General features: G+C 64.4%; 27 protein-coding genes and 1 tRNA gene. 4 read left to right on the plus strand and 24 right to left on the minus strand.

All coding sequences use genetic code 11. From position 1 onward, the window contains the following. Positions 1 to 85: 85 nt before the first annotated feature. From clpX to ACR4XJ_RS11665, 4 genes are all read right to left on the minus strand, one after another. Positions 86 to 1,339, minus strand: coding sequence for an ATP-dependent Clp protease ATP-binding subunit ClpX (gene clpX, locus ACR4XJ_RS11650; RefSeq protein WP_434755377.1), 1,254 nt, complete (start codon positions 1,337 to 1,339; stop codon positions 86 to 88). A gap of 7 nt (positions 1,340 to 1,346) precedes the next feature. Further along, positions 1,347 to 2,207: an ATP-dependent Clp endopeptidase proteolytic subunit ClpP gene (gene clpP, locus ACR4XJ_RS11655; protein ID WP_434755378.1), complete on the minus strand. Its 861-nt coding sequence runs from the start codon at positions 2,205 to 2,207 to the stop codon at positions 1,347 to 1,349. 232 nt (positions 2,208 to 2,439) lie between these two features. Continuing rightward, positions 2,440 to 3,738, minus strand: a complete 1,299-nt coding sequence (gene tig, locus ACR4XJ_RS11660) for a trigger factor (protein ID WP_434755379.1) — start codon at positions 3,736 to 3,738, stop codon at positions 2,440 to 2,442. A gap of 75 nt (positions 3,739 to 3,813) precedes the next feature. Then, positions 3,814 to 3,898: transfer RNA gene (locus ACR4XJ_RS11665), tRNA-Leu, on the minus strand. Positions 3,899 to 4,194: 296 nt separating this feature from the next. Here ACR4XJ_RS11665 and ACR4XJ_RS11670 point away from each other — a divergent pair. The 4 genes from ACR4XJ_RS11670 to ACR4XJ_RS11685 all read left to right on the plus strand — a co-directional run bounded on the left by ACR4XJ_RS11670 (position 4,195) and on the right by ACR4XJ_RS11685 (position 7,945). Beyond that, positions 4,195 to 5,154 carry a selenium metabolism-associated LysR family transcriptional regulator gene (locus tag ACR4XJ_RS11670; RefSeq protein WP_434755380.1) on the plus strand — a complete coding sequence of 320 codons (960 nt, stop codon included), beginning with the start codon at positions 4,195 to 4,197 and terminating at the stop codon, positions 5,152 to 5,154. Continuing rightward, positions 5,151 to 6,203: a selenide, water dikinase SelD gene (gene selD, locus ACR4XJ_RS11675; protein WP_434755381.1), complete on the plus strand. Its 1,053-nt coding sequence runs from the start codon at positions 5,151 to 5,153 to the stop codon at positions 6,201 to 6,203. The genes ACR4XJ_RS11670 and selD overlap by 4 nt, the downstream gene beginning before the upstream one ends. A gap of 480 nt (positions 6,204 to 6,683) precedes the next feature. Next, positions 6,684 to 7,097 carry a helix-turn-helix domain-containing protein gene (locus tag ACR4XJ_RS11680; RefSeq protein WP_434755382.1) on the plus strand — a complete coding sequence of 138 codons (414 nt, stop codon included), beginning with the start codon at positions 6,684 to 6,686 and terminating at the stop codon, positions 7,095 to 7,097. 122 nt (positions 7,098 to 7,219) lie between these two features. After that, positions 7,220 to 7,945 carry a hypothetical protein gene (locus ACR4XJ_RS11685; protein ID WP_434755383.1) on the plus strand — a complete coding sequence of 242 codons (726 nt, stop codon included), beginning with the start codon at positions 7,220 to 7,222 and terminating at the stop codon, positions 7,943 to 7,945. Positions 7,946 to 8,102: 157 nt separating this feature from the next. Here the strand turns inward: ACR4XJ_RS11685 and rplQ are convergent, their stop codons facing one another. From rplQ to rpmC, 20 genes are all read right to left on the minus strand, one after another. Next, on the minus strand, positions 8,103 to 8,504 hold the full coding sequence (gene rplQ, locus ACR4XJ_RS11690; RefSeq protein WP_333506893.1) for a 50S ribosomal protein L17: 402 nt from the start codon (positions 8,502 to 8,504) through the stop codon (positions 8,103 to 8,105). Next, positions 8,494 to 9,537 (minus strand): DNA-directed RNA polymerase subunit alpha, encoded by a 1,044-nt coding sequence (locus ACR4XJ_RS11695; protein ID WP_333506894.1) that lies wholly within the window; start codon positions 9,535 to 9,537, stop codon positions 8,494 to 8,496. Before ACR4XJ_RS11695 ends, rplQ begins: the two co-directional genes overlap by 11 nt. A 12-nt stretch (positions 9,538 to 9,549) precedes the next feature. After that, positions 9,550 to 10,176, minus strand: a complete 627-nt coding sequence (gene rpsD / locus ACR4XJ_RS11700) for a 30S ribosomal protein S4 (RefSeq protein WP_333506895.1) — start codon at positions 10,174 to 10,176, stop codon at positions 9,550 to 9,552. A gap of 16 nt (positions 10,177 to 10,192) precedes the next feature. Further along, positions 10,193 to 10,582 carry a 30S ribosomal protein S11 gene (gene rpsK / locus ACR4XJ_RS11705; RefSeq protein WP_007521058.1) on the minus strand — a complete coding sequence of 130 codons (390 nt, stop codon included), beginning with the start codon at positions 10,580 to 10,582 and terminating at the stop codon, positions 10,193 to 10,195. A 152-nt stretch (positions 10,583 to 10,734) separates the two neighbouring features. Then, positions 10,735 to 11,103, minus strand: coding sequence for a 30S ribosomal protein S13 (rpsM, locus tag ACR4XJ_RS11710; protein WP_012611260.1), 369 nt, complete (start codon positions 11,101 to 11,103; stop codon positions 10,735 to 10,737). Between the two features lie 17 nt (positions 11,104 to 11,120). Then, on the minus strand, positions 11,121 to 11,234 hold the full coding sequence (rpmJ, locus tag ACR4XJ_RS11715; protein WP_007521055.1) for a 50S ribosomal protein L36: 114 nt from the start codon (positions 11,232 to 11,234) through the stop codon (positions 11,121 to 11,123). Positions 11,235 to 11,319: 85 nt separating this feature from the next. Further along, positions 11,320 to 12,114, minus strand: a complete 795-nt coding sequence (gene map / locus ACR4XJ_RS11720) for a type I methionyl aminopeptidase (RefSeq protein ID WP_434755384.1) — start codon at positions 12,112 to 12,114, stop codon at positions 11,320 to 11,322. 1 nt (position 12,115) lies between these two features. Continuing rightward, positions 12,116 to 13,429: a preprotein translocase subunit SecY gene (gene secY, locus ACR4XJ_RS11725; RefSeq protein WP_434755385.1), complete on the minus strand. Its 1,314-nt coding sequence runs from the start codon at positions 13,427 to 13,429 to the stop codon at positions 12,116 to 12,118. A 3-nt stretch (positions 13,430 to 13,432) separates the two neighbouring features. Further along, positions 13,433 to 13,882: a 50S ribosomal protein L15 gene (gene rplO, locus ACR4XJ_RS11730; RefSeq protein ID WP_434755386.1), complete on the minus strand. Its 450-nt coding sequence runs from the start codon at positions 13,880 to 13,882 to the stop codon at positions 13,433 to 13,435. Next, entirely contained in the window at positions 13,882 to 14,052 is a 171-nt protein-coding gene (gene rpmD / locus ACR4XJ_RS11735) for a 50S ribosomal protein L30 (protein ID WP_007521049.1), read from the minus strand. The genes rplO and rpmD overlap by 1 nt, the downstream gene beginning before the upstream one ends. A 10-nt stretch (positions 14,053 to 14,062) precedes the next feature. Beyond that, the gene (rpsE, locus tag ACR4XJ_RS11740) at positions 14,063 to 14,554 is read right to left on the minus strand and encodes a 30S ribosomal protein S5 (protein WP_167128961.1); all 492 of its coding nucleotides are present in this window, start codon (positions 14,552 to 14,554) and stop codon (positions 14,063 to 14,065) included. Between the two features lie 18 nt (positions 14,555 to 14,572). After that, positions 14,573 to 14,932: a 50S ribosomal protein L18 gene (rplR, locus tag ACR4XJ_RS11745; protein WP_434755387.1), complete on the minus strand. Its 360-nt coding sequence runs from the start codon at positions 14,930 to 14,932 to the stop codon at positions 14,573 to 14,575. Between the two features lie 14 nt (positions 14,933 to 14,946). Then, positions 14,947 to 15,483 (minus strand): 50S ribosomal protein L6, encoded by a 537-nt coding sequence (gene rplF / locus ACR4XJ_RS11750; RefSeq protein WP_333506899.1) that lies wholly within the window; start codon positions 15,481 to 15,483, stop codon positions 14,947 to 14,949. Positions 15,484 to 15,492: 9 nt separating this feature from the next. Beyond that, the gene (gene rpsH, locus ACR4XJ_RS11755; protein WP_333506900.1) at positions 15,493 to 15,873 is read right to left on the minus strand and encodes a 30S ribosomal protein S8; all 381 of its coding nucleotides are present in this window, start codon (positions 15,871 to 15,873) and stop codon (positions 15,493 to 15,495) included. A gap of 18 nt (positions 15,874 to 15,891) precedes the next feature. Then, complete coding sequence (locus ACR4XJ_RS11760; protein WP_007521040.1) at positions 15,892 to 16,077, minus strand: type Z 30S ribosomal protein S14; 186 nt, start codon at positions 16,075 to 16,077, stop codon at positions 15,892 to 15,894. A 12-nt stretch (positions 16,078 to 16,089) separates the two neighbouring features. Further along, on the minus strand, positions 16,090 to 16,629 hold the full coding sequence (gene rplE, locus ACR4XJ_RS11765; RefSeq protein WP_007521038.1) for a 50S ribosomal protein L5: 540 nt from the start codon (positions 16,627 to 16,629) through the stop codon (positions 16,090 to 16,092). 11 nt (positions 16,630 to 16,640) lie between these two features. After that, the gene (gene rplX, locus ACR4XJ_RS11770; protein ID WP_333506901.1) at positions 16,641 to 16,964 is read right to left on the minus strand and encodes a 50S ribosomal protein L24; all 324 of its coding nucleotides are present in this window, start codon (positions 16,962 to 16,964) and stop codon (positions 16,641 to 16,643) included. Positions 16,965 to 16,974: 10 nt separating this feature from the next. Continuing rightward, positions 16,975 to 17,343: a 50S ribosomal protein L14 gene (rplN, locus tag ACR4XJ_RS11775; protein ID WP_007521033.1), complete on the minus strand. Its 369-nt coding sequence runs from the start codon at positions 17,341 to 17,343 to the stop codon at positions 16,975 to 16,977. A gap of 9 nt (positions 17,344 to 17,352) precedes the next feature. After that, positions 17,353 to 17,619 carry a 30S ribosomal protein S17 gene (rpsQ, locus tag ACR4XJ_RS11780; RefSeq protein WP_333506902.1) on the minus strand — a complete coding sequence of 89 codons (267 nt, stop codon included), beginning with the start codon at positions 17,617 to 17,619 and terminating at the stop codon, positions 17,353 to 17,355. A gap of 4 nt (positions 17,620 to 17,623) precedes the next feature. Then, on the minus strand, positions 17,624 to 17,809 hold the full coding sequence (rpmC, locus tag ACR4XJ_RS11785; protein ID WP_007521028.1) for a 50S ribosomal protein L29: 186 nt from the start codon (positions 17,807 to 17,809) through the stop codon (positions 17,624 to 17,626). Between the last annotated feature and the right edge of the window lies 1 nt (position 17,810).

Raw genomic sequence — 17,810 nt, forward strand, 5'->3', positions numbered from 1 at the left:
CGGGGGCCCCGGAGGGGCCGCGCCCGCACGGCGCGCGGGACGAAACCATACGGCGCGGCCCTTGCGGACCGCGCCGTTGCAGTAGCTAGGAGCCGGTCTTGGCCTCGGTATGGTAGATCATCACCGGCTCGCGGCTTTTCTCCACCACGGCGCGGTTGATGACGCACTCCTTGATGTCCTGCTGCGAGGGCAGGTTGTACATGATGTCCAGCATCACCGATTCCATGACGTTGCGCAGGCCACGCGCGCCGGTCTTGCGCTCGATGGCCTGGGTGGCGATGCTCTTCAGCGCGTTGGCGGTGAAGCGCAGGTTCACCTTGTCCAGTTCGAACAGCTTCTGGTACTGGCGCACCAGCGCGTTCTTGGGCTCGGTGAGGATGCGCACCAGGTCTTCCTCGCTCAATTCCTCCACGTGGGTGACCACGGGGATGCGGCCCACGAATTCGGGGATCAGGCCGAACCTCACGAGGTCGTTGGGGTGCACCTGGCCCAGCAGTTCGCCGAAGGGGACGTCCTTGCGGCTGGCCACCTTGGCGCCGAAGCCCATGGCCCCGCCGCCGATGCGCTGCTCGATGAGCTTGTCCAGCCCGATGAACGCCCCGCCGAGGATGAACAGGATGTTCGAGGTGTCCATCCTGATGAATTCCTGCTGCGGGTGCTTGCGCCCGCCCTTGGGCGGGATGTTGGCCTCGGTGCCCTCGATGATCTTCAGCAGGGCCTGCTGCACCCCTTCGCCCGACACGTCGCGGGTGATGGAGGGGCCGTCGCCCTTGCGGGATATCTTGTCGATCTCGTCGATGTAGATGATGCCCTTGGAGGCCGCCTCGATGTCGTAGTCGGCGTTCTGGAGCAGCTGGACCAGGATGTTCTCCACGTCCTCGCCCACGTAGCCCGCCTCGGTCAGGGTGGTGGCGTCGGCGATGGCGAAGGGCACCTTGAGCACGCGGGCCAGGGTCTTGGCCAGCAGGGTCTTGCCGCTGCCGGAAGGCCCGATGAGCAGGATGTTGCTCTTCTCCAGTTCCACCTCGCCGCCCAGCGCGCCGGCGAAGAAGACCCGCTTGTAGTGGTTGTGCACCGCCACGGACAGGATCTTCTTGGCTTGGTGCTGGCCGATCACGTATTCGTCGAGCTTGGCCTTGATCTCGGCGGGGGTGAGCAGCTTGCCCTCCTCCACCGTCTCGGTGATGTGCTCCTGCGCGATGATCTCGTTGCACAGCGAGACGCATTCATCGCAGATGTAGACGCCGGGCCCGGCAATGAGGCGCTGCACGGCGTCCTGCCCCTTGCCGCAGAAGGAACAACGCAGCTCGCGATCCGAGCCGCCCTTGGTATTGGCCATGATGTACCTACTTCGCTTGGTTCTGCGTGGCATCCCGCCGCGAGGTGAGGATGCTGTCGATGATGCCGTATTCCTTGGCCTCGGCGGGTCCCATGAAGTAATCACGCTCGGTGTCGTCGGCAACCCGCTCCACGGGCTGGCCGGTGTGGCGGGCCATGATTTCGTTCAGGTTGGCCTTCATGCGCAGCACTTCGCGGGCGTGGATGTCGATGTCGCTGGCCTGGCCGTGGAAGCCGCCCGAGGGCTGGTGGATCATGATGCGGCTGTTGGGCAGCGCGTGGCGCATGCCGGGGGCGCCAGAGGCCAGCAGCAGCGCGCCCATGCTGGCGGCCTGGCCCAGGCACAGGGTGGCCACGGGCGAGGTGATGTACTGCATGGTGTCGTAGATGGCCATGCCCGCCGTCACCGAGCCGCCCGGAGAGTTGATGTACAGGTAGATTTCCTTCTCGGGGTTTTCCGATTCGAGGAACAGCAGCTGCGCGCAGATGAGCGAGGCGATCTGGTCGTCGATGGGAGTGCCCAGCAGGATGATGCGGTCCTTCAGCAGGCGCGAATAGATGTCGTAGGCGCGTTCGGAACGGCCCGTGGTCTCGATGACTATGGGAACTGGCATGTGCCTCTCCTGCGTGTGTCGGGCGTGTGCGGCCCGTGTGGAATCCGCGTGCGGTCCTGTGCGGTTAGGGCGACGGCGCACGTGGCGCCGGCATGATCCGGCCGGTGAAGGGGACGTGTCCGGCCCCGGCCATGAAGGCCGTCTGCCGGGTGAGCGCCCGCACCCCGCGCATGCGGAATGCGGGGTCACGGGGCCGGTGCGAAACTGACTCGTTACCCCGAGGATAGCAGAAGACCGCCCCGCACCACAAGGCACGCGTGGCGCTCCGGCTGCCCGCGCGGCGGGGGAGCCCCGCTCCCGCCGCAAGCCGGAACGCCCGGCGCGGCGAGCCGTCCATCCGTCTTGTCGGCCGGAAACGGCGTTCCTTTACGAATCCCCGGCGAAAACAAGGGGCAGGAAGGTGCGGGTGCACCCCCCTGCCCCGAACATGCATCCAGGAACCGGGCGGGCCGGTTCGAGTGCGCAGGTCGCGCGGGCGAAGCGGCCGCTATTTCGCGGCGGGCTCCACTTCGGTCACCGTGGCCTTCTCGTAGATGGCGTCCATGGCCTTGTCGGCCAGCATGCGGTCGCGCAGCGAGAATATCTGGTTGTTCTTGATGTAGTAGTCCTTCAGGGCGTTGTAGTCCTGACCGGAGCGCATGGCGATCTGCTGGATCTGGGTGTCGATCTCCTGCTCGGTCACTTCCACGCCTTCCTTGCGGGCGGCGCGCAGCAGGAAGATCTGGGTGCGGGTCACCTGCTCGGCTTCGGGGCGCACTTCGGCGCGCAATTCCTCGGGCTTCTTGCCCAGGGATTCCATGCTCTTGCCCTGGCGTTCCAACTTGCCGCGCATGTCGTCCAGCAGATGGCCCACGTACATGTCCACCATGGATTCGGGCAGGGGGAAGTCCACCATCTTCAGCAGCTTGTCCAGCATGGTCTTCTGGGCGGTGGCCTTCACAAGCTGGGTGCGGCTCTGCATGTAGGAAGAGGTGACCGCCTCGCGCATCTTGTCCATGGACTCGAAGCCCCCGGCCTTCTGGGCCAGGTCGTCGTTGGCCTCGGGCAGGCGGCGTTCCTTCACGGCGTGCACCTTGACCTTCACGGTCAGGCTCTTGCCCGCGAAATCAGGGTTGATGAAGTCGGCCGGGAAGTTCAGGGGGCCTTCGCCCTCTTCGCCGGGGGCCAGGGTCTTCACCAGGTTTTCGAAGTCTTCCAGGGCCTGGCGGTCGCCAAGGTTCATCTGGAAGTTCTCGGCGCTGATGCCTTCCACCGGCTCGCCGTTCTCGAACGCGGCGAAGTCCAGCACCACCACGTCGCCGTCACGGCCGGGGCGCGATTCGGCCACGGGAACCAGCTCGGCCATGTTGGTGCGGATGCGGGTGATGACCTCGTCCACTTCCTTCTCGTCCACCACGGCCTTTTCCTGCTCCACGGCAAAGCCGTCGTAGTCGGGCAGGTCGAATTCGGGCAGCACTTCAAAGGAAATGCTGTACTCGAAGGGGGTGCCGCGCTCCAGCTGCCCGCCGTCGAAGTCGATGCGCGAGATGGGGTTGGCGTCCAGCGCGGTCATCACTTCGTTGATATGCACGTTGACGAGGTCCTGGGTGGCCTCGTTGTAGATTTCCTTGCGGAAGCGGCTTTCGACCAGGTTCGCGGGCACCTTGCCCTTGCGGAACCCGTCAAGGGTCATGTTGGTGCGGTACATGGCGATGGCGGCGGACAGGGCGGCCTCCACCTCTTCGACCGGCACCGTGATGTTGACCTTTTTCTTGACCGGGGAAAGATCTTCGACGGTATATTCCATGGTGCAACGCTCCTTGTGAAAGTCTGTTCGTGCCCGGCGCCCCTGCCGCGCCATGTCTGGCGGGGCGCGGTGCGCTGGTGCCGGGGGCGGGGATTGAACCCGCATGGTGTGAACCACTGGCTTCTAAGACCAGCGCGTATACCAGTTCCGCCACCCCGGCAGTGCGACGGCGCGTTCCCGTGCCGCCAGCCCGGCGGTGCCCCGTGCGGCAGGCGCCGCAAGGCTCGGGGCGCTCCGGAGACGGTTCGGCGACGCTTCGGAAAGCCCGCTCCTTTACCATTTGTGACAGCGGAGCGCAAGCCCGCGTCATGACGGAAGCCGCGCCCCGGCGGCCGCCCGGCGCACGCGATACGCGCCAATACGCGCCAGTACGCACCGGTACGCGCGCATGAGAAAGCTGGCCTCCAACCCGCCAGCTTTCTTGACGTATCATTTCCATCAATATACACAATCGACATGCTGGATTTCAGAAGACTCGAAGCGTTCTGCAAGGTCTACGAACTGCGCAGTTTTTCGCGGGCTGGGGCGGACCTGTTCCTCTCCCAGCCCACCATCAGCGCGCACGTCCTTGCACTGGAAAAGGAACTGGGCGTCCGCCTGCTGGACCGCATGGGCCGGCAGGTGCTGCCCACGCCCGCCGGAGAGGTGCTCTACCGGCGCGCGTCCGAGGCGTTCGCCAGCCTTGCCGCCGCAGAGGCCGAAATCGGCCAGCTGCGCGACGAGGTCAGCGGCGACCTGGTGGTGGGCGGCAGCACCATACCCGCGCATCATGTCCTGCCCGAGATCATCGCCGGGTTCGTGCGCACCTACCCCGCGGTGCGCGTGCACCTGCGCGTGGGCGACACGGCGGACATCGTGCAGCGCGTCAGCGACGGAGAACTGATGCTGGGCCTGGTGGGCGCGGTGGAGCCGCACCCCGACCTGGTGTTCGAGCCGTTGGTGGACGACGAACTGGTGGTGGTGGCCACGCCGGAACTGGCGGGCGGCAGGCGGCAGGTGCAGGTCGAGGAATTGGCCCAGTGGCCGTGGATCATGCGCGAGGCCGGGTCCGGCACGCGGCGCACCTTTGCCGAAGCGCTGGCCTCGGCGGGCATGGATGTGCGGCGGCTGCCGGTGGCCCTGGTGGTGGACAGCACCCAGGCCGTGGTGCAGTACGTGCGCGCGGGCCTTGGGGTCAGCGCCACCTCGCGCCTGGCCGTGGCCGAAAGCATCGCCCGGGGCGAACTGGTGGAGTTGCAGCTTGACGACTGCCGCCCCGCGCGCCAGTTCCACTCGGTGCGCCATGCCCGGCGGCACCGGTTTCCGGCGGCGGCGGCCTTTGCCGCCTACCTCGGCGAGCACACCCGCCACCTGCGCAACGGCAGGGACGCGGACGCGGCGAACGGCGGCAAGGACCGCGACAAGGACAAGGCATGAGCCGCATTCGGCTGGTCGATTCGGTCAAGGCCGCCGGTTGAGCCGCCAAGGTGGCTCCGGGGGACCTGGAGCGCATCCTGGCGGGGCTTCCGCGCGACCCGGCCGTCGAGGACAGGGTCATCGTGGGCACGCGCCACAATGAGGACGCGGCCGTGGTGCGCCTGCCCGATGGACGCGCCATCGTGCAGACGCTGGACTTCTTCACGCCCATCGTCAACGACCCGTACCGCTTCGGGCGCATCGCCGCGGCCAACGCCCTGTCCGACGTCTACGCCATGGGCGGCGAGCCGTGGTGCGCCATGAACATCGTCTGCTTTCCGGTAAAGCGGCTGCCGGAAACCATCCTGGCCGACATCCTGCGCGGCGGGTCCGACGCCCTGCGCGAGGCGGGCGCGGCGCTGGTGGGCGGCCACAGCGTGGAGGACGACGAAATCAAGTACGGCCTGTCCGTCACCGGGCTCATCGATCCGGACAAGGTGGCCTCCAACGCGGGTCTGCGCCCCGGCGACCGGCTGCTGCTCACCAAGCCGCTGGGCACCGGCATCCTGGCCACGGCGATCAAGGCCAGTTGGCCCGGTTGGGAAGAGTACGAGGAAGAACTGTTTCGCTGGGCCTCGCGCCTGAACAAGGGCGCGGGCCGGGTCATCCGCGAACTGGGCCTGAAGGCCGCCACCGACGTGACCGGCTTCGGCCTTGGAGGGCACTGCCTGGAGATGGCCAACGCCTCCGGGGTCACCGTGGCCCTGGACACCGCCGCCCTGCCCGTGCTGCCCGGCGTGGCGGAACTGGCGGGCATGGGGCTGGTGCCCGAAGGCAGCCACGCCAACCGCGCACATTGCCACAAGCACGTGCGCACCGATCCCGGCGTCAGCCCCGTGCTGTCCGACGTGGCCTTCGACGCCCAGACATCGGGCGGCATGGTGCTGGCCGTGCAGCCGGAACTGGTGGACCGGGCCGTGGCCCTGCTGGCCGAATCCGGCGACCCGGCCTATCCCGTGGGAGAAGTGCTGGAACCGCTGCCCGACGGCGTGCGGCTGGTGCTGCGCTGACGCGCAGCCTGCTCCCCGAACCGGCGGGCCGGCGATCCGACAGTCCGGCACGGACAACCAGCCAGAAAATTCCCGTTCATGCCCCACGCCCCGGCTGCCCGAAAGCGCCGGGGCGTTTCCCATGCTCGTTCCCGCCCCGGATGCTCTTCCCCCCCGTCCCACCCTACTCCGGACGGGGGGTCTTCCTTCGCGCCCCACCCTTCGGGCACCTTGACGCATTCCAAGCGGTTACGGCATAGTGCCCCCAGGTGCTCACAACACCTTTTTTCCCCAGGCGGTCCGCCGCCGACACAGCGGGGTTGTGCTTGCGTTGCAGGCACGACCGTCTTTTCGCGCGTACGTGTCGGGAGTGCGGAGAATACAATACCCCGCAAGGGGGAATAATCCCGCCGTCCTGGGGCGGTTGTGAGCTCCCGGCAATCTGCGCGGCCGGTGTCTCCCTCCGGGCAGTTGCCTACCCGCAACGCCGGAGGGCTTGTCATGTCGGAACACCCCGCACCCTACGGGCCGGACGCCAAGGTACAGTTGGCCCGCATCCTTGAGGCCACCGGGTGCCGTTCCCGGACCGAACTGGCCGAACTGCTGGGCATCTCGCTGGCGGCAGTGGCCAGGGCCAGGAAAAACGACGGGATCCCCGCGGACTGGCTGGTCCGGCTGACGCGGCTGGGCATCAATTCCGACTGGATCGTCACCGGCATCGGCCCCCGCTACATGCCGTCCGGCCATGGCTCCGGGGAACAGGTGGTCGTCGAGGCGCCCCCCGGAACCATCCTGCAAGACATTCTGCGCTGCTTTCCCACCCAGGCGCTGACCGACGAACTGGACAGACGCCGACGGCCCCTCCCGCGCAAGGGACAAATCCCCGCCGTGTCGCGGGACGCGGCGAAACGCTGAAACGCGCCCGCCCGCGCGGGGCGCCCCTTGGAACATCCATATTCCTATACACCGCCATAAAGTTTCCGGGCACTCCTGCCGATACGCAACGTAGAAAAGACATGCGGCAAGGAGGTGTCACGATGGGGCTCGACGGTCTCGGCAACGGTTTTTCTGTTAGCATGGGCGACCTCGCACCAACGGCCTTGCTCCGTAGCAAGAGTGAGGGCGCCTCCACGAGAACGGGCACCAAAGAAAGCCCGCTGGGCGATGCGATCATGCCGGCCACCGGGGTGCAGTCCGGCCAGGCGAACCTGATGGCGGGCCACTTCGCCAGCATCGAGCTCACGGAATCAAGGTACATCGCCGCGCGCAAGGCGGCGCTCCAGTCCGACAGCGACATGGTCAACCGGCAGAACTCCGTCCTGACCGTGGCCATCGCGGAGTTGGAGGTCATGAGCGCAAGCGGGAAGCCCAGTAGCGTGCAACGGTATCTCATCGGCAAGAAAGCTGAACGGCGCATGCGCGAAGAGCAGCAGCGTTCCGCAGCCGAAGCCTCTGAAAGCAATCTCGATGAAATGAAGCGGGATATCAGGGAAAGAGCAGCGGAGGCCACCCGGCCGGATACGGAAGGGAACGGGCAGGCGGCACCACCTGAAGCGACGACATCCGCAAGCACGCCCGCCAGACAGACCGCGGCTGCGGCTGTTTCCCAAACTGTCCCCCCATCTGTCCCCCAGGCTATCCCATTGACCGGGGCGGAAGCAGCCGCGCTCCCCGCAACACCAGTCAGTTCCGCTTCCGTAGTGGCGATGGAAGACGCCCCGGCGGCCAAGCCCACGGTCACCTCCATAGACATCACGGTGTAAGAACAAGGCTGGGCGGCCCCATCCAGCCCACCCGACCTTGGCCGGAGCCGTAAACGAGGCCCGCCCCATGCAGGGGCGGGCCTCGTTTGCAGATGAAAAACGGGGCGGACCGCATGGTCCGCCCCGTTCGGGTACGTGCTATGAAGGGCGTCGCCGGTTACTCGGCGGCCTTCTTCTCTTCCGCCGGAGCGGCGGCGGCGGGCTGGTGGGTCAGTTCGATGACCGCCAGCGGGGCGCAGTCGCCCTTGCGGGGCAGGCCCAGCTTCACCACACGGGTGAAGCCGCCGGACACGCCGGAGAAGGCGGGGCCGATGTCGTCGAACAGGCGCTTGACCAGTTGGTGCGAACCCAGCACGTCGTACGCCAGGCGGCGGGAGTGCAGGTCGTTGCGCAGGGCCAGGGTGATCAGCGGTTCGACGATGCGACGCAGTTCCTTGGCCTTGGTCTCGGTCGTGCGGATCTTGCCGTAAGTCAGCAGGGCCTTGGCCATGTTGCGGAACAGGGCCTTCCGGTGGGACGGCGTCCTGCCCAGCTTCTTGCCGGAATTGCTATGCCTCATTTTGCTGCTTCCTCTTCCATTCCTGGTATTTCTTCTCGAAGCCGTCGACCTTCATGCCGAAGTCCAGGGTCATGTCGGACAGCACGCGCTTGATTTCATCCAGCGACTTGCGGCCGAAGTTCTTGGTCTTCAGCATTTCGTTCTCGGACTTCTGGACCAGTTCGCCCACCAGGGTGATGTTGGCGCTCTTCAGGCAGTTGGTGGCGCGCACGGACAGTTCGAGTTCGTCGATCCCCTTGAACAGGTTTTCGTTGACGTCGCTGCTGCCCGACGAGTTGCCGGAGCTTTCGCCCGAAATGCGCTCATCGAAGTTGATGAAGACGGATATCTGGTCCTTGATGATCTTGGCGCTGTACGCAATCGCATCCTCGGGGGTCACGGAACCGTCGGTCCAGACCTCGATGATGAGCTTGTCGTAGTTGGTCATCTGGCCGACGCGAGCCTGCTCCACCGTGTAGGCGACCTTGCGGACCGGGGCGAAGCTGGAGTCCAGCTTGATCAGGCCGATCTCCTCGCTGAGGCCCTCGTGCATGTCGGCGGGCACGTAGCCCTTGCCCATGCGCACCTCGAACTCGAAGGTGAGTTCCAGGTCTTCGGTCAGCGTGGCGATGTGCAGGTCGGGGTTGAGGACCATCACGTGCTGGTTGGTCTTGATGTCGCCGGCCTTCACCGCGCCCTTCTTGTTCACGGAAAGCTCCAAGAACTGGGGCTCGTCCGTGTCCATGGCAAGACGCACCTGCTTCAGGTTGAGGACGATGTCGGTCACGTCCTCGAGCACGCCGGGAATGGTGGTGAACTCGTGCTGCACGCCCGAGACCTTCACCGAGACGAACGCCGCGCCCTGAAGCGACGACAGCAGAACCCGGCGCAGCGCGTTGCCGATGGTGGTGCCATAGCCACGTTCCAGCGGTTCGCACACGAACTTGCCGTACATGGCATCGGCCGGGTCGCTGTCCCGGGTGATCTGCTCGGGCTTCACGAGCTCCGACCAGTTCCGGGTGTTGATAAGCCTGTCGCCTTGTTTGATGAGCATGCTCACACCCGCTTATTTGGAGTAAAGCTCGACAATCAGGTGTTCGTTGATCGGGAACTGAATGTCTTCGCGCTGCGGCAGGGCCTTGACCATGCCCTTGAAGTTCGGGCCGTCCACTTCGAGCCACGAGGGGCAGCCGCGGCGGGCGATGACTTCCTGGGCTTCGGCGATCACGGGGATCTTGCGGCTGGCTTCGGGCACTTCGATGGTATCGCCCACGCGCACCTGCAACGAGGGGATGTTCACCTTGCGGCCGTTCAGCGTGAAGATGCCGTGGCGCACCAGCTGGCGCGCCTGCTGGCGCGAGTTGGCGAAGCCGAGACGGTAGATCACGTTGTCGAGACGGCGTTCGAGAATGGCCAGCAGGTTGGCGCCGGTCACGCCCTTGGTCATGTCGGCCTTGTGGAAGTAGCCGCGGAACTGGCGTTCAAGAACGCCGTACACGCGACGGACCTTCTGCTTCTCGCGCAGCTGGACGGCGTAGTCGCTCACCTTCTTGCGGGCGCGGCCATGCTGGCCGGGCGCGTAGGGGCGACGGTCGTAGGCGCACTTGTCGGTGTAGCAGCGGTCGCCCTTGAGGAAAAGCTTGGTGCCTTCACGCCGGCACATCCGGCACTTTGCGTCATTGTACTTAGCCAAGGCTGGATCCTCCTAACTAGACGCGGCGCCGCTTGGGCGGGCGGCAGCCGTTGTGGGGAATCGGGGTGATGTCACGGATGAAGGCGACCTTGAAGCCCGCGGCGTTGACGGCGCGCATGGCGGCTTCACGGCCGGAGCCGGGGCCCTTGACGTAGATGCCCACGGTACGCATGCCGTGATCCTGGGCACGCTTGGCCGCCTGTTCGGCAGCCACCTGCGCGGCGAACGGGGTGCTCTTGCGCGAGCCCTTGAAACCGCTCTGCCCGGCGCTGGCCCAGCTGATGGTGTTTCCCCGCGTGTCCGTGAAGGTCACGATGGTGTTGTTGAACGTCGCCTGAATGTGAACGATCCCGACCGGGACGTTCTTCTTCTCTTTCTTTTTGACCGTACGCTTGGGTCTTGCCATGACTTACTCTCTGCGGACTAGAATTAGGGGGCTTGCAGCCGGAACCTCAAAACGAGCTCAGTCATGACAGAGCCGTGCCGCGCTGGTCACCGGGAAATTTTGCATGCCCTGGCGACGCAGGTGAGATTCCACGCCTTTGTGCTAGCCTTGGATTACTTCTTCTTGCCGACGGCGCCGCGACGGGGACCCTTGCGGGTGCGGGCGTTGGTGTGGGTGCGCTGACCATGCACCGGCAGACCGCGACGATGGCGCAGGCCGCGGTAGCAGCCGATGTCCATCAGACGCTTGATGTTGCTGGAAATCTCGCGACGGAGATCGCCTTCAACCTTGTGGTTCTGCTCGAGTTCCTTACGGATTTCGTTGACCTCGTCGGCGCTCAGGTCGTCGATGTTCCGGCTCCAGTCGACGCCGGTAACATCCAGGATCTGAAGCGCGGTAGTCCGCCCGATACCGTAGATATAGGTAAGGGCGATGTCAACGCGCTTGCCACGGGGCAGATCGACACCTGCAATTCTGGCCACTGTTTACTCCTGACGGCTTAGCCCTGGCGCTGCTTGTGCCGGGGGTTGTCGCAAATGACCCTGAGAATGCCCCGGCGGCGGATGACCTTGCACTTGGGGCACATCTTCTTGACGGAAGGCCTGACTTTCATGTTCGACTCCGTTGTTTGTCTTTGACCCGACATGACGGAAGAGCAACGTCGGAACAGGGGTGCATATCACCCCCACCGGCGCCCGTCAACCGGCAAGTCGCGCCGCCTCTGCCTGCGACAGGCTGAGAATGATCGGCCCGTCCGGCGTGATGGCCACGCTGTGTTCGAAGTGGGCCGACAGCTTGCGGTCGCGGGTGACCGCCGTCCAGTTGTCGGCGAGGATTTCGACCTCGTACGTCCCCACCGTGACCATCGGTTCGATGGCCAGCACCATGCCCGGCTTCAGGGGCACGCCCTGCATGCCGCGCGGCACGAAGTTGGGGATCTCGGGCTTCTCGTGCAGCGAACGGCCGATGCCGTGCCCCACGAACCTGCGCACCACCCCGAACCCGGCCGCCTCGACGTGCCGCTGCACGGCCGCCGAGATGTCGTACAGGGTGTTGCCCACCCGCGCCTCGGCGATGCCCTCGAAGAGGGATTCGCGGGTCACGCGGATGAGGCGCGCGGCCTCGTCGCTCACGGTCCCCACCGGGTAGGTGCGGGCCGAGTCGCCGTAGAAACCGTCGTACACGACGCCCATGTCGAAGCTGACGATGTCCCCTTCCTGGAGAATCCGCTTGGCCGAGGGAAAGCCGTGCACCACCTCTTCGTTCACCGAGCAGCACAGGGCGAACGGAAACCCGTGGTAGCCCTGGAAGGCCGGGCGGACGCCGTGCTTGCGGCATTCCGCCTGGGCCAGCTCCTCGAAATGCATCGTCGGGACGCCCGGGCGCACGTTTTCGCCCAGCACGTCCAGTATCGCGGCAACGATTCGATTGGCCTCCCGAAGGAGGCCAATCTCGTTGTCGTTCTTGATGAAGACACCGCGAAACTTCTTCAACTCACTGCCGTCCCTTGATGCGGGTCTTGTTCATGAGACCCTCGTACTGCCGTGAGATCAGGTGCGATTCCACCTGGGACATGAAGTCCATGGCCACGCCCACCAGAATCAGCACGCTGGTGCCGCCGAAGTAGAACGGCACGTTGAACTGCGCGATGAGGATCATGGGCAGGACGCAGATCGCGGATATGTAGATGGCCCCCCAGATGGTCATCCGGGTGAGCACCCTGTCGATGTACTGCCGGGTCTTGTCCCCGGGGCGGATGCCGGGAATGAACCCGCCGCCCTTCTTCAGGTTTTCGGCAATGTCCTTCGGGTCGAAGATGATCGCCGTGTAGAAGAAGCAGAAGAACACGATGAGGCTGATGAACAGGATGTTGTACATCACCGTGTGCGGCGCGAACCACGCGGCCACCTTCTGCAACGTCTCGTTGGCCGAGAAGCTGGCGATGGTCGCGGGGAACAGCAGCAGCGACGAGGCGAAGATGGGCGGAATGACGCCCGCCGTGTTGATGCGCAGCGGCAGGTGCGTGCTCTGCCCGCCGAACATCTTACGGCCCACCTGCCGCTTGGCGTAATGGATGGGGATGCGCCGCTGCCCGCGTTCCATGAACACGATGCAGCCGAGCACCACCGCCATCAGCGCCAGCACCAGGATCGCCGTGAACACGCTCATGTCGCCGGCCTTGATGAGCTGGCCAGACTTGACGATGCCGCCGGGGATACCGGCGACGATGCCCGAGAAGATGATCAGCGAAATGCCGTTGCCGATGCCCTTCTCGGTAATCTGTTCGCCAAGCCACATGATCAGCACGGTGCCGGCGGTCAGGGTTGCGATGGTGATCATCCGGAAGGCCCAGCCCGCCTCCAACACCACGGGCGCGCCCGCGGGGCTGTGCATGTTCTCGAGGCCCACGGCGATGCCGAAGCCCTGGATCACGGTGATCAGCACCGTGGCGTAGCGGGTGTACTGGGTGATCTTCCGGCGGCCCGCCGCCCCTTCCTCCTTGGCCATCCGCTTCAGTTCAGGGCTTACGACCTGCAGAAGCTGGATGATGATGGAGGCCGAGATGTAGGGCATGATGCCGAGGGCGAACACCGACAGATTGCGGAGCCCGCCCCCGGAGAACATGTCGAAGAGGCCGAAAAGGGTGTTCTGGACGCTGGCGAAGAAGTCGGCCAGCGCTCCGGAATCCACCCCGGGGACCGGGACGTGAACCCCGATGCGGTATGCGGCCAGCAACAGGAACGTCCAGATGAGCTTCCTGCGAAGCTCGGGCAGACGCGCCAGGTTTTCTACACCACTAAGCGCCACGGCTTACCCTTCCAGTGCCTTGGCTTCGCCACCGGCGTTGCGGATCTTCTCGGCGGCGGAGGCGCTGAACTTGTGCGCTTCCACCGTAAGGGCCACGCTGACCTCGCCCACGCCCAGGATCTTCACCGACGCGCCGGCCTTGCACAGGCCGCGTTCGTAGATGTCTTCCAGGGTGATGTCGGTCTTGCCTTCGAAGGCCGCCACCAGGCGATCGAGGTTGATCACCTCGTAGGTGGCCTTGAAGGGCGCGTTCTTGAAGCCGCGCTTGGGCAGACGGCGCTGGAGCGGCATCTGGCCGCCTTCGAAACCGGGGCGTACGCCGCCGCCTGCGCGGGCGTTCTGGCCCTTGTTACCCTTGCCGGAGGTGCAGCCGAGCCCCGAACCGGAACCGCGGCCCACGCGCTTGCGCGATGCCCGTTCCTCGGCGAACGGATAGAGTTCGTGCAGTCTCATTATTCACTGACCTCGACCAGGTGCTTGACTTCGGCGATCATGCCGCGGATGGCGGCATTGTCCTCAAACGACTTCTCGCAACGGATCTTCCGCAGGCCAAGCGCGTCAAGAACCTTGCGCTGCTTGGGTTTGCAGCCGATCCAGCTGCGTACGAGCTTCACCTTGATCATGATTGCGTCCCTACTTTCTGGGCGCTTCGAGCTTCATGCCGCGAAGCTGGCTCACGTACTCTGCGCTGCGCAACGAGGTAAGCCCCGCCATGGTGGCGCGCAGCACGTTGTGCGGGTTGTTGGTGCCGATGGCCTTGGCAAGCACGTCGGTCACGCCCACGGCTTCCATGACGGCGCGCACGGCACCACCGGCGATGATGCCGGTACCCTTGGAGGCGGGCTTCAGCATGACGCAGCCGGCGCCGAACTCGCCCTGGATTTCGTACGGAAGGGTGCCGTCCACCAGCGGAATCTGGACCATGTCCTTCTTCGCACGTTCGGTGGCCTTGCGCAGGGCTTCCGGCACTTCCTGGGCCTTGCCGAGGCCGAAGCCCACGGCGCCCTTGCCGTCGCCCACGACAACGAGGGCGCTGAAGCTGAAGCGGCGGCCGCCCTTCACAACCTTGGCAACTCGGTTAAGGTAGACGATCTTCTCTACCAACCCGAACTCATTCTGTTCCATGCCAGTACCTACCACCCGTTAGAATTCCAGGCCGCCCTCACGGGCACCGTCGGCAACAGCCTTGATGCGCCCGTGATAGAGGTAGCCGTTACGGTCGAACACCACGCGCTTGATGCTCTTCTCGCCAGCAAGACGCGCGATTTCCTTGCCCACCAGTTCCGCCCCGGCCTTGTTGCAGTGCGCTCCGGCCTGGGCCTTGCCGATGGCAAGGGTGGAGGTGGCAACAAGCGTGGCACCGGTGGCGTCGTCCACGATCTGGGCGTAGACATGCAGGTTCGAGCGGTAGACAACCAGCCGGGGACGCTCGGCGCTTCCGGCGATCTTCTTGCGAATGCGGACCTTGCGCCGCTTTCTGGCATCGTTCTTGGTCATCGTCATTTTCTCATACCTGCCTATTTGCCACCAGACTTGCCGGCCTTGCGGCGAATCTGCTCGTTGTCGTACTTGATGCCCTTGCCCTTGTAGGGTTCGGGCTTACGCACGCGGCGGATGCGTGCGGCGATCTCGCCGACCACTTCCTTGCTGATGCCCGAGATGGTCAGCTTCTGGCCTTCCACCTTGGCTTCGACGCCTTCGGGCATCTCCATGATCACCGGGTGCGAGAAACCGACCGCGAGTTCCACCAGGTTGCCCTTGACGGCGACCTTGTAGCCGACGCCGATGACTTCCAGGGTCTTGGAGAAGCCCTTGGTCACGCCCTGGATGCAGTTGGCGAGCAGGGTGCGGCGCAGGCCGTGCTGAGCACGGGCGGTGCGGGTTTCGGCGGTGCGGGTGATGACGACGTGGCCGTCTTCCACCGCGTAGTTCAGTTCAGCATGGGTAGGGGTGACGAGCACGCCCTTCGGGCCCTTGACCTCCACGGCTTCGGTCCCGACCTTCACTTCGACGCCGGAAGGAATGGCGATGGGGAGTTTACCGATTCGCGACATGTCCGTACCCTACCAGATTTCGCAGAGCAGTTCGCCGCCGACCTTGCGGTCGCGGGCCTGCGTGCCCGCAAGGACACCGCTGGAGGTGGACAGGATGCAGATGCCGAGCCCGTTCTGGACCTTGGGGATGTCGGTGGAACCGACATACACCCGGCGGCCGGGCTTGCTCACCCGCTTGAGGCCGGAGATGACCGGCTTGCCTTTGAAATACTTGAGGGAGATCTTGATCTCGGCCTCTTCCACCGCCACGTCTTCGACGTAACCTTCCTGCTTCAGGATGACGGCGATGGATTCCTTGATCTTCGAGCGCGGCACACTCACTTCCTTGTGCAGGGCCAAGTGTGCGTTGCGGATACGCGTGAGCATATCAGCAATAGGATCAGTCAGCATTCCTTACTCCTTGGTGACTTACCAGCTCGACTTGCGAACGCCGGGCAGTTCGCCGCGCAGGGCCATGTTGCGGAAGCAGATACGGCAAAGACCGAACTTGCGCATGTAGGCACGCGGGCGGCCGCAGACCGGACAACGGTTGTAGGCGCGGGCGGAGAACTTGGGCTTGCGCTGCGCCTTCACTTCAAGCGATGTACGAGACAAAGCCGTTTCTCCTTACTTCTTGAAAGGCATGCCGAGCTGGTCGAGCAGCAGCTTGCCTTCCTTGTCCGTCTGGGCAGTGGTAACGATCGTGATGTTCATCCCCTTGGGGTTGTCAACGCGATCCACTTCCAGCTCGGGGAAAATGGTGTGTTCCTTGATGCCCAGGGTAAAATTGCCCCGGCCATCGAAGCCACGGTCCGGAATCCCTCTGAAGTCGCGCACGCGGGGCAGCGCGAAGTTCATCAGCTTGTCCAGGAAGTCCCACATGCGTTCCTTGCGCAGCGTCACGCGGCAGCCGATGGGCATGCCTTCGCGCAGCTTGAACGACGCGATGGACTTCTTCGCACGGGTCACGACGGCCTTCTGCCCGGCGATGGCGGTCAACTCCTTGATGGCTTCTTCCATCAACTTGTTGTTCTGGCTCGCGGCGCCGAGGCCGATATTCAGAGAGACTTTCTCAATCCCGGGAACCTGCATCGAAGAAGTGTAGTTGAACTCCTTCTGCAATACCGGAACCACTTTCTCGCGGTATATCTGTTCAAGACGCGTCATCGTCTCTCACCCTATCCGATGATTTCGTTGCACTTCTTGCAGAAGCGAACTTTCTTGCCGTCCTCGGTGTAGCGGTAGCCCACCTTGGTGGCCTTGGCGCACGCATCGCACATCACCATCACGTTGGAGATGTCTACAGGCATCTCCTTCTCGATGATCCCGCCCGGCTGCTGCCGGTACGGATTGGCGCGCATGTGGCGCTTGACCATGTTGACCTTCTCGACAAGTACGCCGTCCTTCTTGCGAAGAACCTTCAGCACCTTGCCGATCTTGCCTTTGTCCTTGCCGGCGATGACGACCACTTTGTCGTCCTTGCGGATGCGGAACTGTTTCATTTCTGGGCTCCTAGAGCACTTCGGGCGCCAGCGAGACGATCTTCATGAAGTTCTTGCCGCGCAGTTCGCGGGCAACGGGGCCGAAGATGCGGGTGCCCACCGGCTCGCCCTGCTTGTTCAGCAGAACGGCCGCATTGGAATCGAACTTGATGTACGAACCGTCGACGCGGCGGACTTCCTTGCGGGTGCGCACGATGACGGCCTGCATCACGTCGCCCTTCTTCACCTTGCAGTGCGGCAGGGCTTCCTTCACGGAAACGACGACGATGTCGCCCACGGTGGCGTAGCGGCGCTTGGAGCCGCCGAGCACCTTGATGCACGCGACCTTCTTCGCACCGGAATTGTCCGCCACCTGCAGCGTGGATTCTACCTGGATCATCGCAAACCCCTACACGGCTTTTTCGAGAATGGAGACCAGATGCCAGCGCTTGTTGCGGCTGAGCGGACGGTACTCGATGATCTTCACCTTGTCGCCGACGCCGCACTCGTTCTGGGGATCGTGAGCGGTGAACTTGTTGCGACGGCGCACGTACTTCTTCAGCAGGGGATGCTGCACCAGCGTTTCGACGCGAACGACGATGGTCTTGTCGTTCTTGTCGCTGACGACGATCCCGGTGAGCACCCTGCCCTTGCGGTTCATCAGTTCTTCGGACATGGGCTTACCCCTTCTCCTTCAGGATGGTCAGAATCCGGGCGATCTCGCGCTTGGTCGCCGGGAGGTTGGAGGTCTTCTCCAACTGCGCGGTGGCGTGGCGGAAGCGCAGATCGAACAGTTCCTTGCGGGATTCGGCCAGCTTGTCCTTGAGCTGTTCAGCGCTGAGCTTTCTCAGTTCTGCGGCGTTCATT

Origin of the sequence: Nitratidesulfovibrio sp. D1 (assembly GCF_051133415.1) — a bacterium.
Lineage (GTDB): Bacteria > Desulfobacterota > Desulfovibrionia > Desulfovibrionales > Desulfovibrionaceae > Cupidesulfovibrio.

Bases quoted from the DNA above. Each gene is read 5' to 3' on its own strand.
- rplX (WP_333506901.1), bottom strand. From the start codon at position 16,964: ATGAAACAGTTCCGCATCCGCAAGGACGACAAAGTGGTCGTCATCGCC.
- rplF (WP_333506899.1), bottom strand. From the start codon at position 15,483: ATGTCGCGAATCGGTAAACTCCCCATCGCCATTCCTTCCGGCGTCGAA.
- rpmJ (WP_007521055.1), bottom strand. From the start codon at position 11,234: ATGAAAGTCAGGCCTTCCGTCAAGAAGATGTGCCCCAAGTGCAAGGTC.
- tig (WP_434755379.1), bottom strand. From the start codon at position 3,738: ATGGAATATACCGTCGAAGATCTTTCCCCGGTCAAGAAAAAGGTCAAC.
- rpsQ (WP_333506902.1), bottom strand. From the start codon at position 17,619: ATGTCCGAAGAACTGATGAACCGCAAGGGCAGGGTGCTCACCGGGATC.
- rpsK (WP_007521058.1), bottom strand. From the start codon at position 10,582: ATGGCAAGACCCAAGCGTACGGTCAAAAAGAAAGAGAAGAAGAACGTC.
- rpsE (WP_167128961.1), bottom strand. From the start codon at position 14,554: ATGGAACAGAATGAGTTCGGGTTGGTAGAGAAGATCGTCTACCTTAAC.
- ACR4XJ_RS11685 (WP_434755383.1), top strand. From the start codon at position 7,220: ATGGGGCTCGACGGTCTCGGCAACGGTTTTTCTGTTAGCATGGGCGAC.
- ACR4XJ_RS11680 (WP_434755382.1), top strand. From the start codon at position 6,684: ATGTCGGAACACCCCGCACCCTACGGGCCGGACGCCAAGGTACAGTTG.
- rplO (WP_434755386.1), bottom strand. From the start codon at position 13,882: ATGAGACTGCACGAACTCTATCCGTTCGCCGAGGAACGGGCATCGCGC.
- rpmD (WP_007521049.1), bottom strand. From the start codon at position 14,052: ATGATCAAGGTGAAGCTCGTACGCAGCTGGATCGGCTGCAAACCCAAG.
- rplR (WP_434755387.1), bottom strand. From the start codon at position 14,932: ATGACGATGACCAAGAACGATGCCAGAAAGCGGCGCAAGGTCCGCATT.
- rpmC (WP_007521028.1), bottom strand. From the start codon at position 17,809: ATGAACGCCGCAGAACTGAGAAAGCTCAGCGCTGAACAGCTCAAGGAC.
- rplQ (WP_333506893.1), bottom strand. From the start codon at position 8,504: ATGAGGCATAGCAATTCCGGCAAGAAGCTGGGCAGGACGCCGTCCCAC.
- rplE (WP_007521038.1), bottom strand. From the start codon at position 16,629: ATGACGCGTCTTGAACAGATATACCGCGAGAAAGTGGTTCCGGTATTG.
- clpX (WP_434755377.1), bottom strand. From the start codon at position 1,339: ATGGCCAATACCAAGGGCGGCTCGGATCGCGAGCTGCGTTGTTCCTTC.
- ACR4XJ_RS11670 (WP_434755380.1), top strand. From the start codon at position 4,195: ATGCTGGATTTCAGAAGACTCGAAGCGTTCTGCAAGGTCTACGAACTG.
- ACR4XJ_RS11695 (WP_333506894.1), bottom strand. From the start codon at position 9,537: ATGCTCATCAAACAAGGCGACAGGCTTATCAACACCCGGAACTGGTCG.
- rpsH (WP_333506900.1), bottom strand. From the start codon at position 15,873: ATGCTGACTGATCCTATTGCTGATATGCTCACGCGTATCCGCAACGCA.
- rplN (WP_007521033.1), bottom strand. From the start codon at position 17,343: ATGATCCAGGTAGAATCCACGCTGCAGGTGGCGGACAATTCCGGTGCG.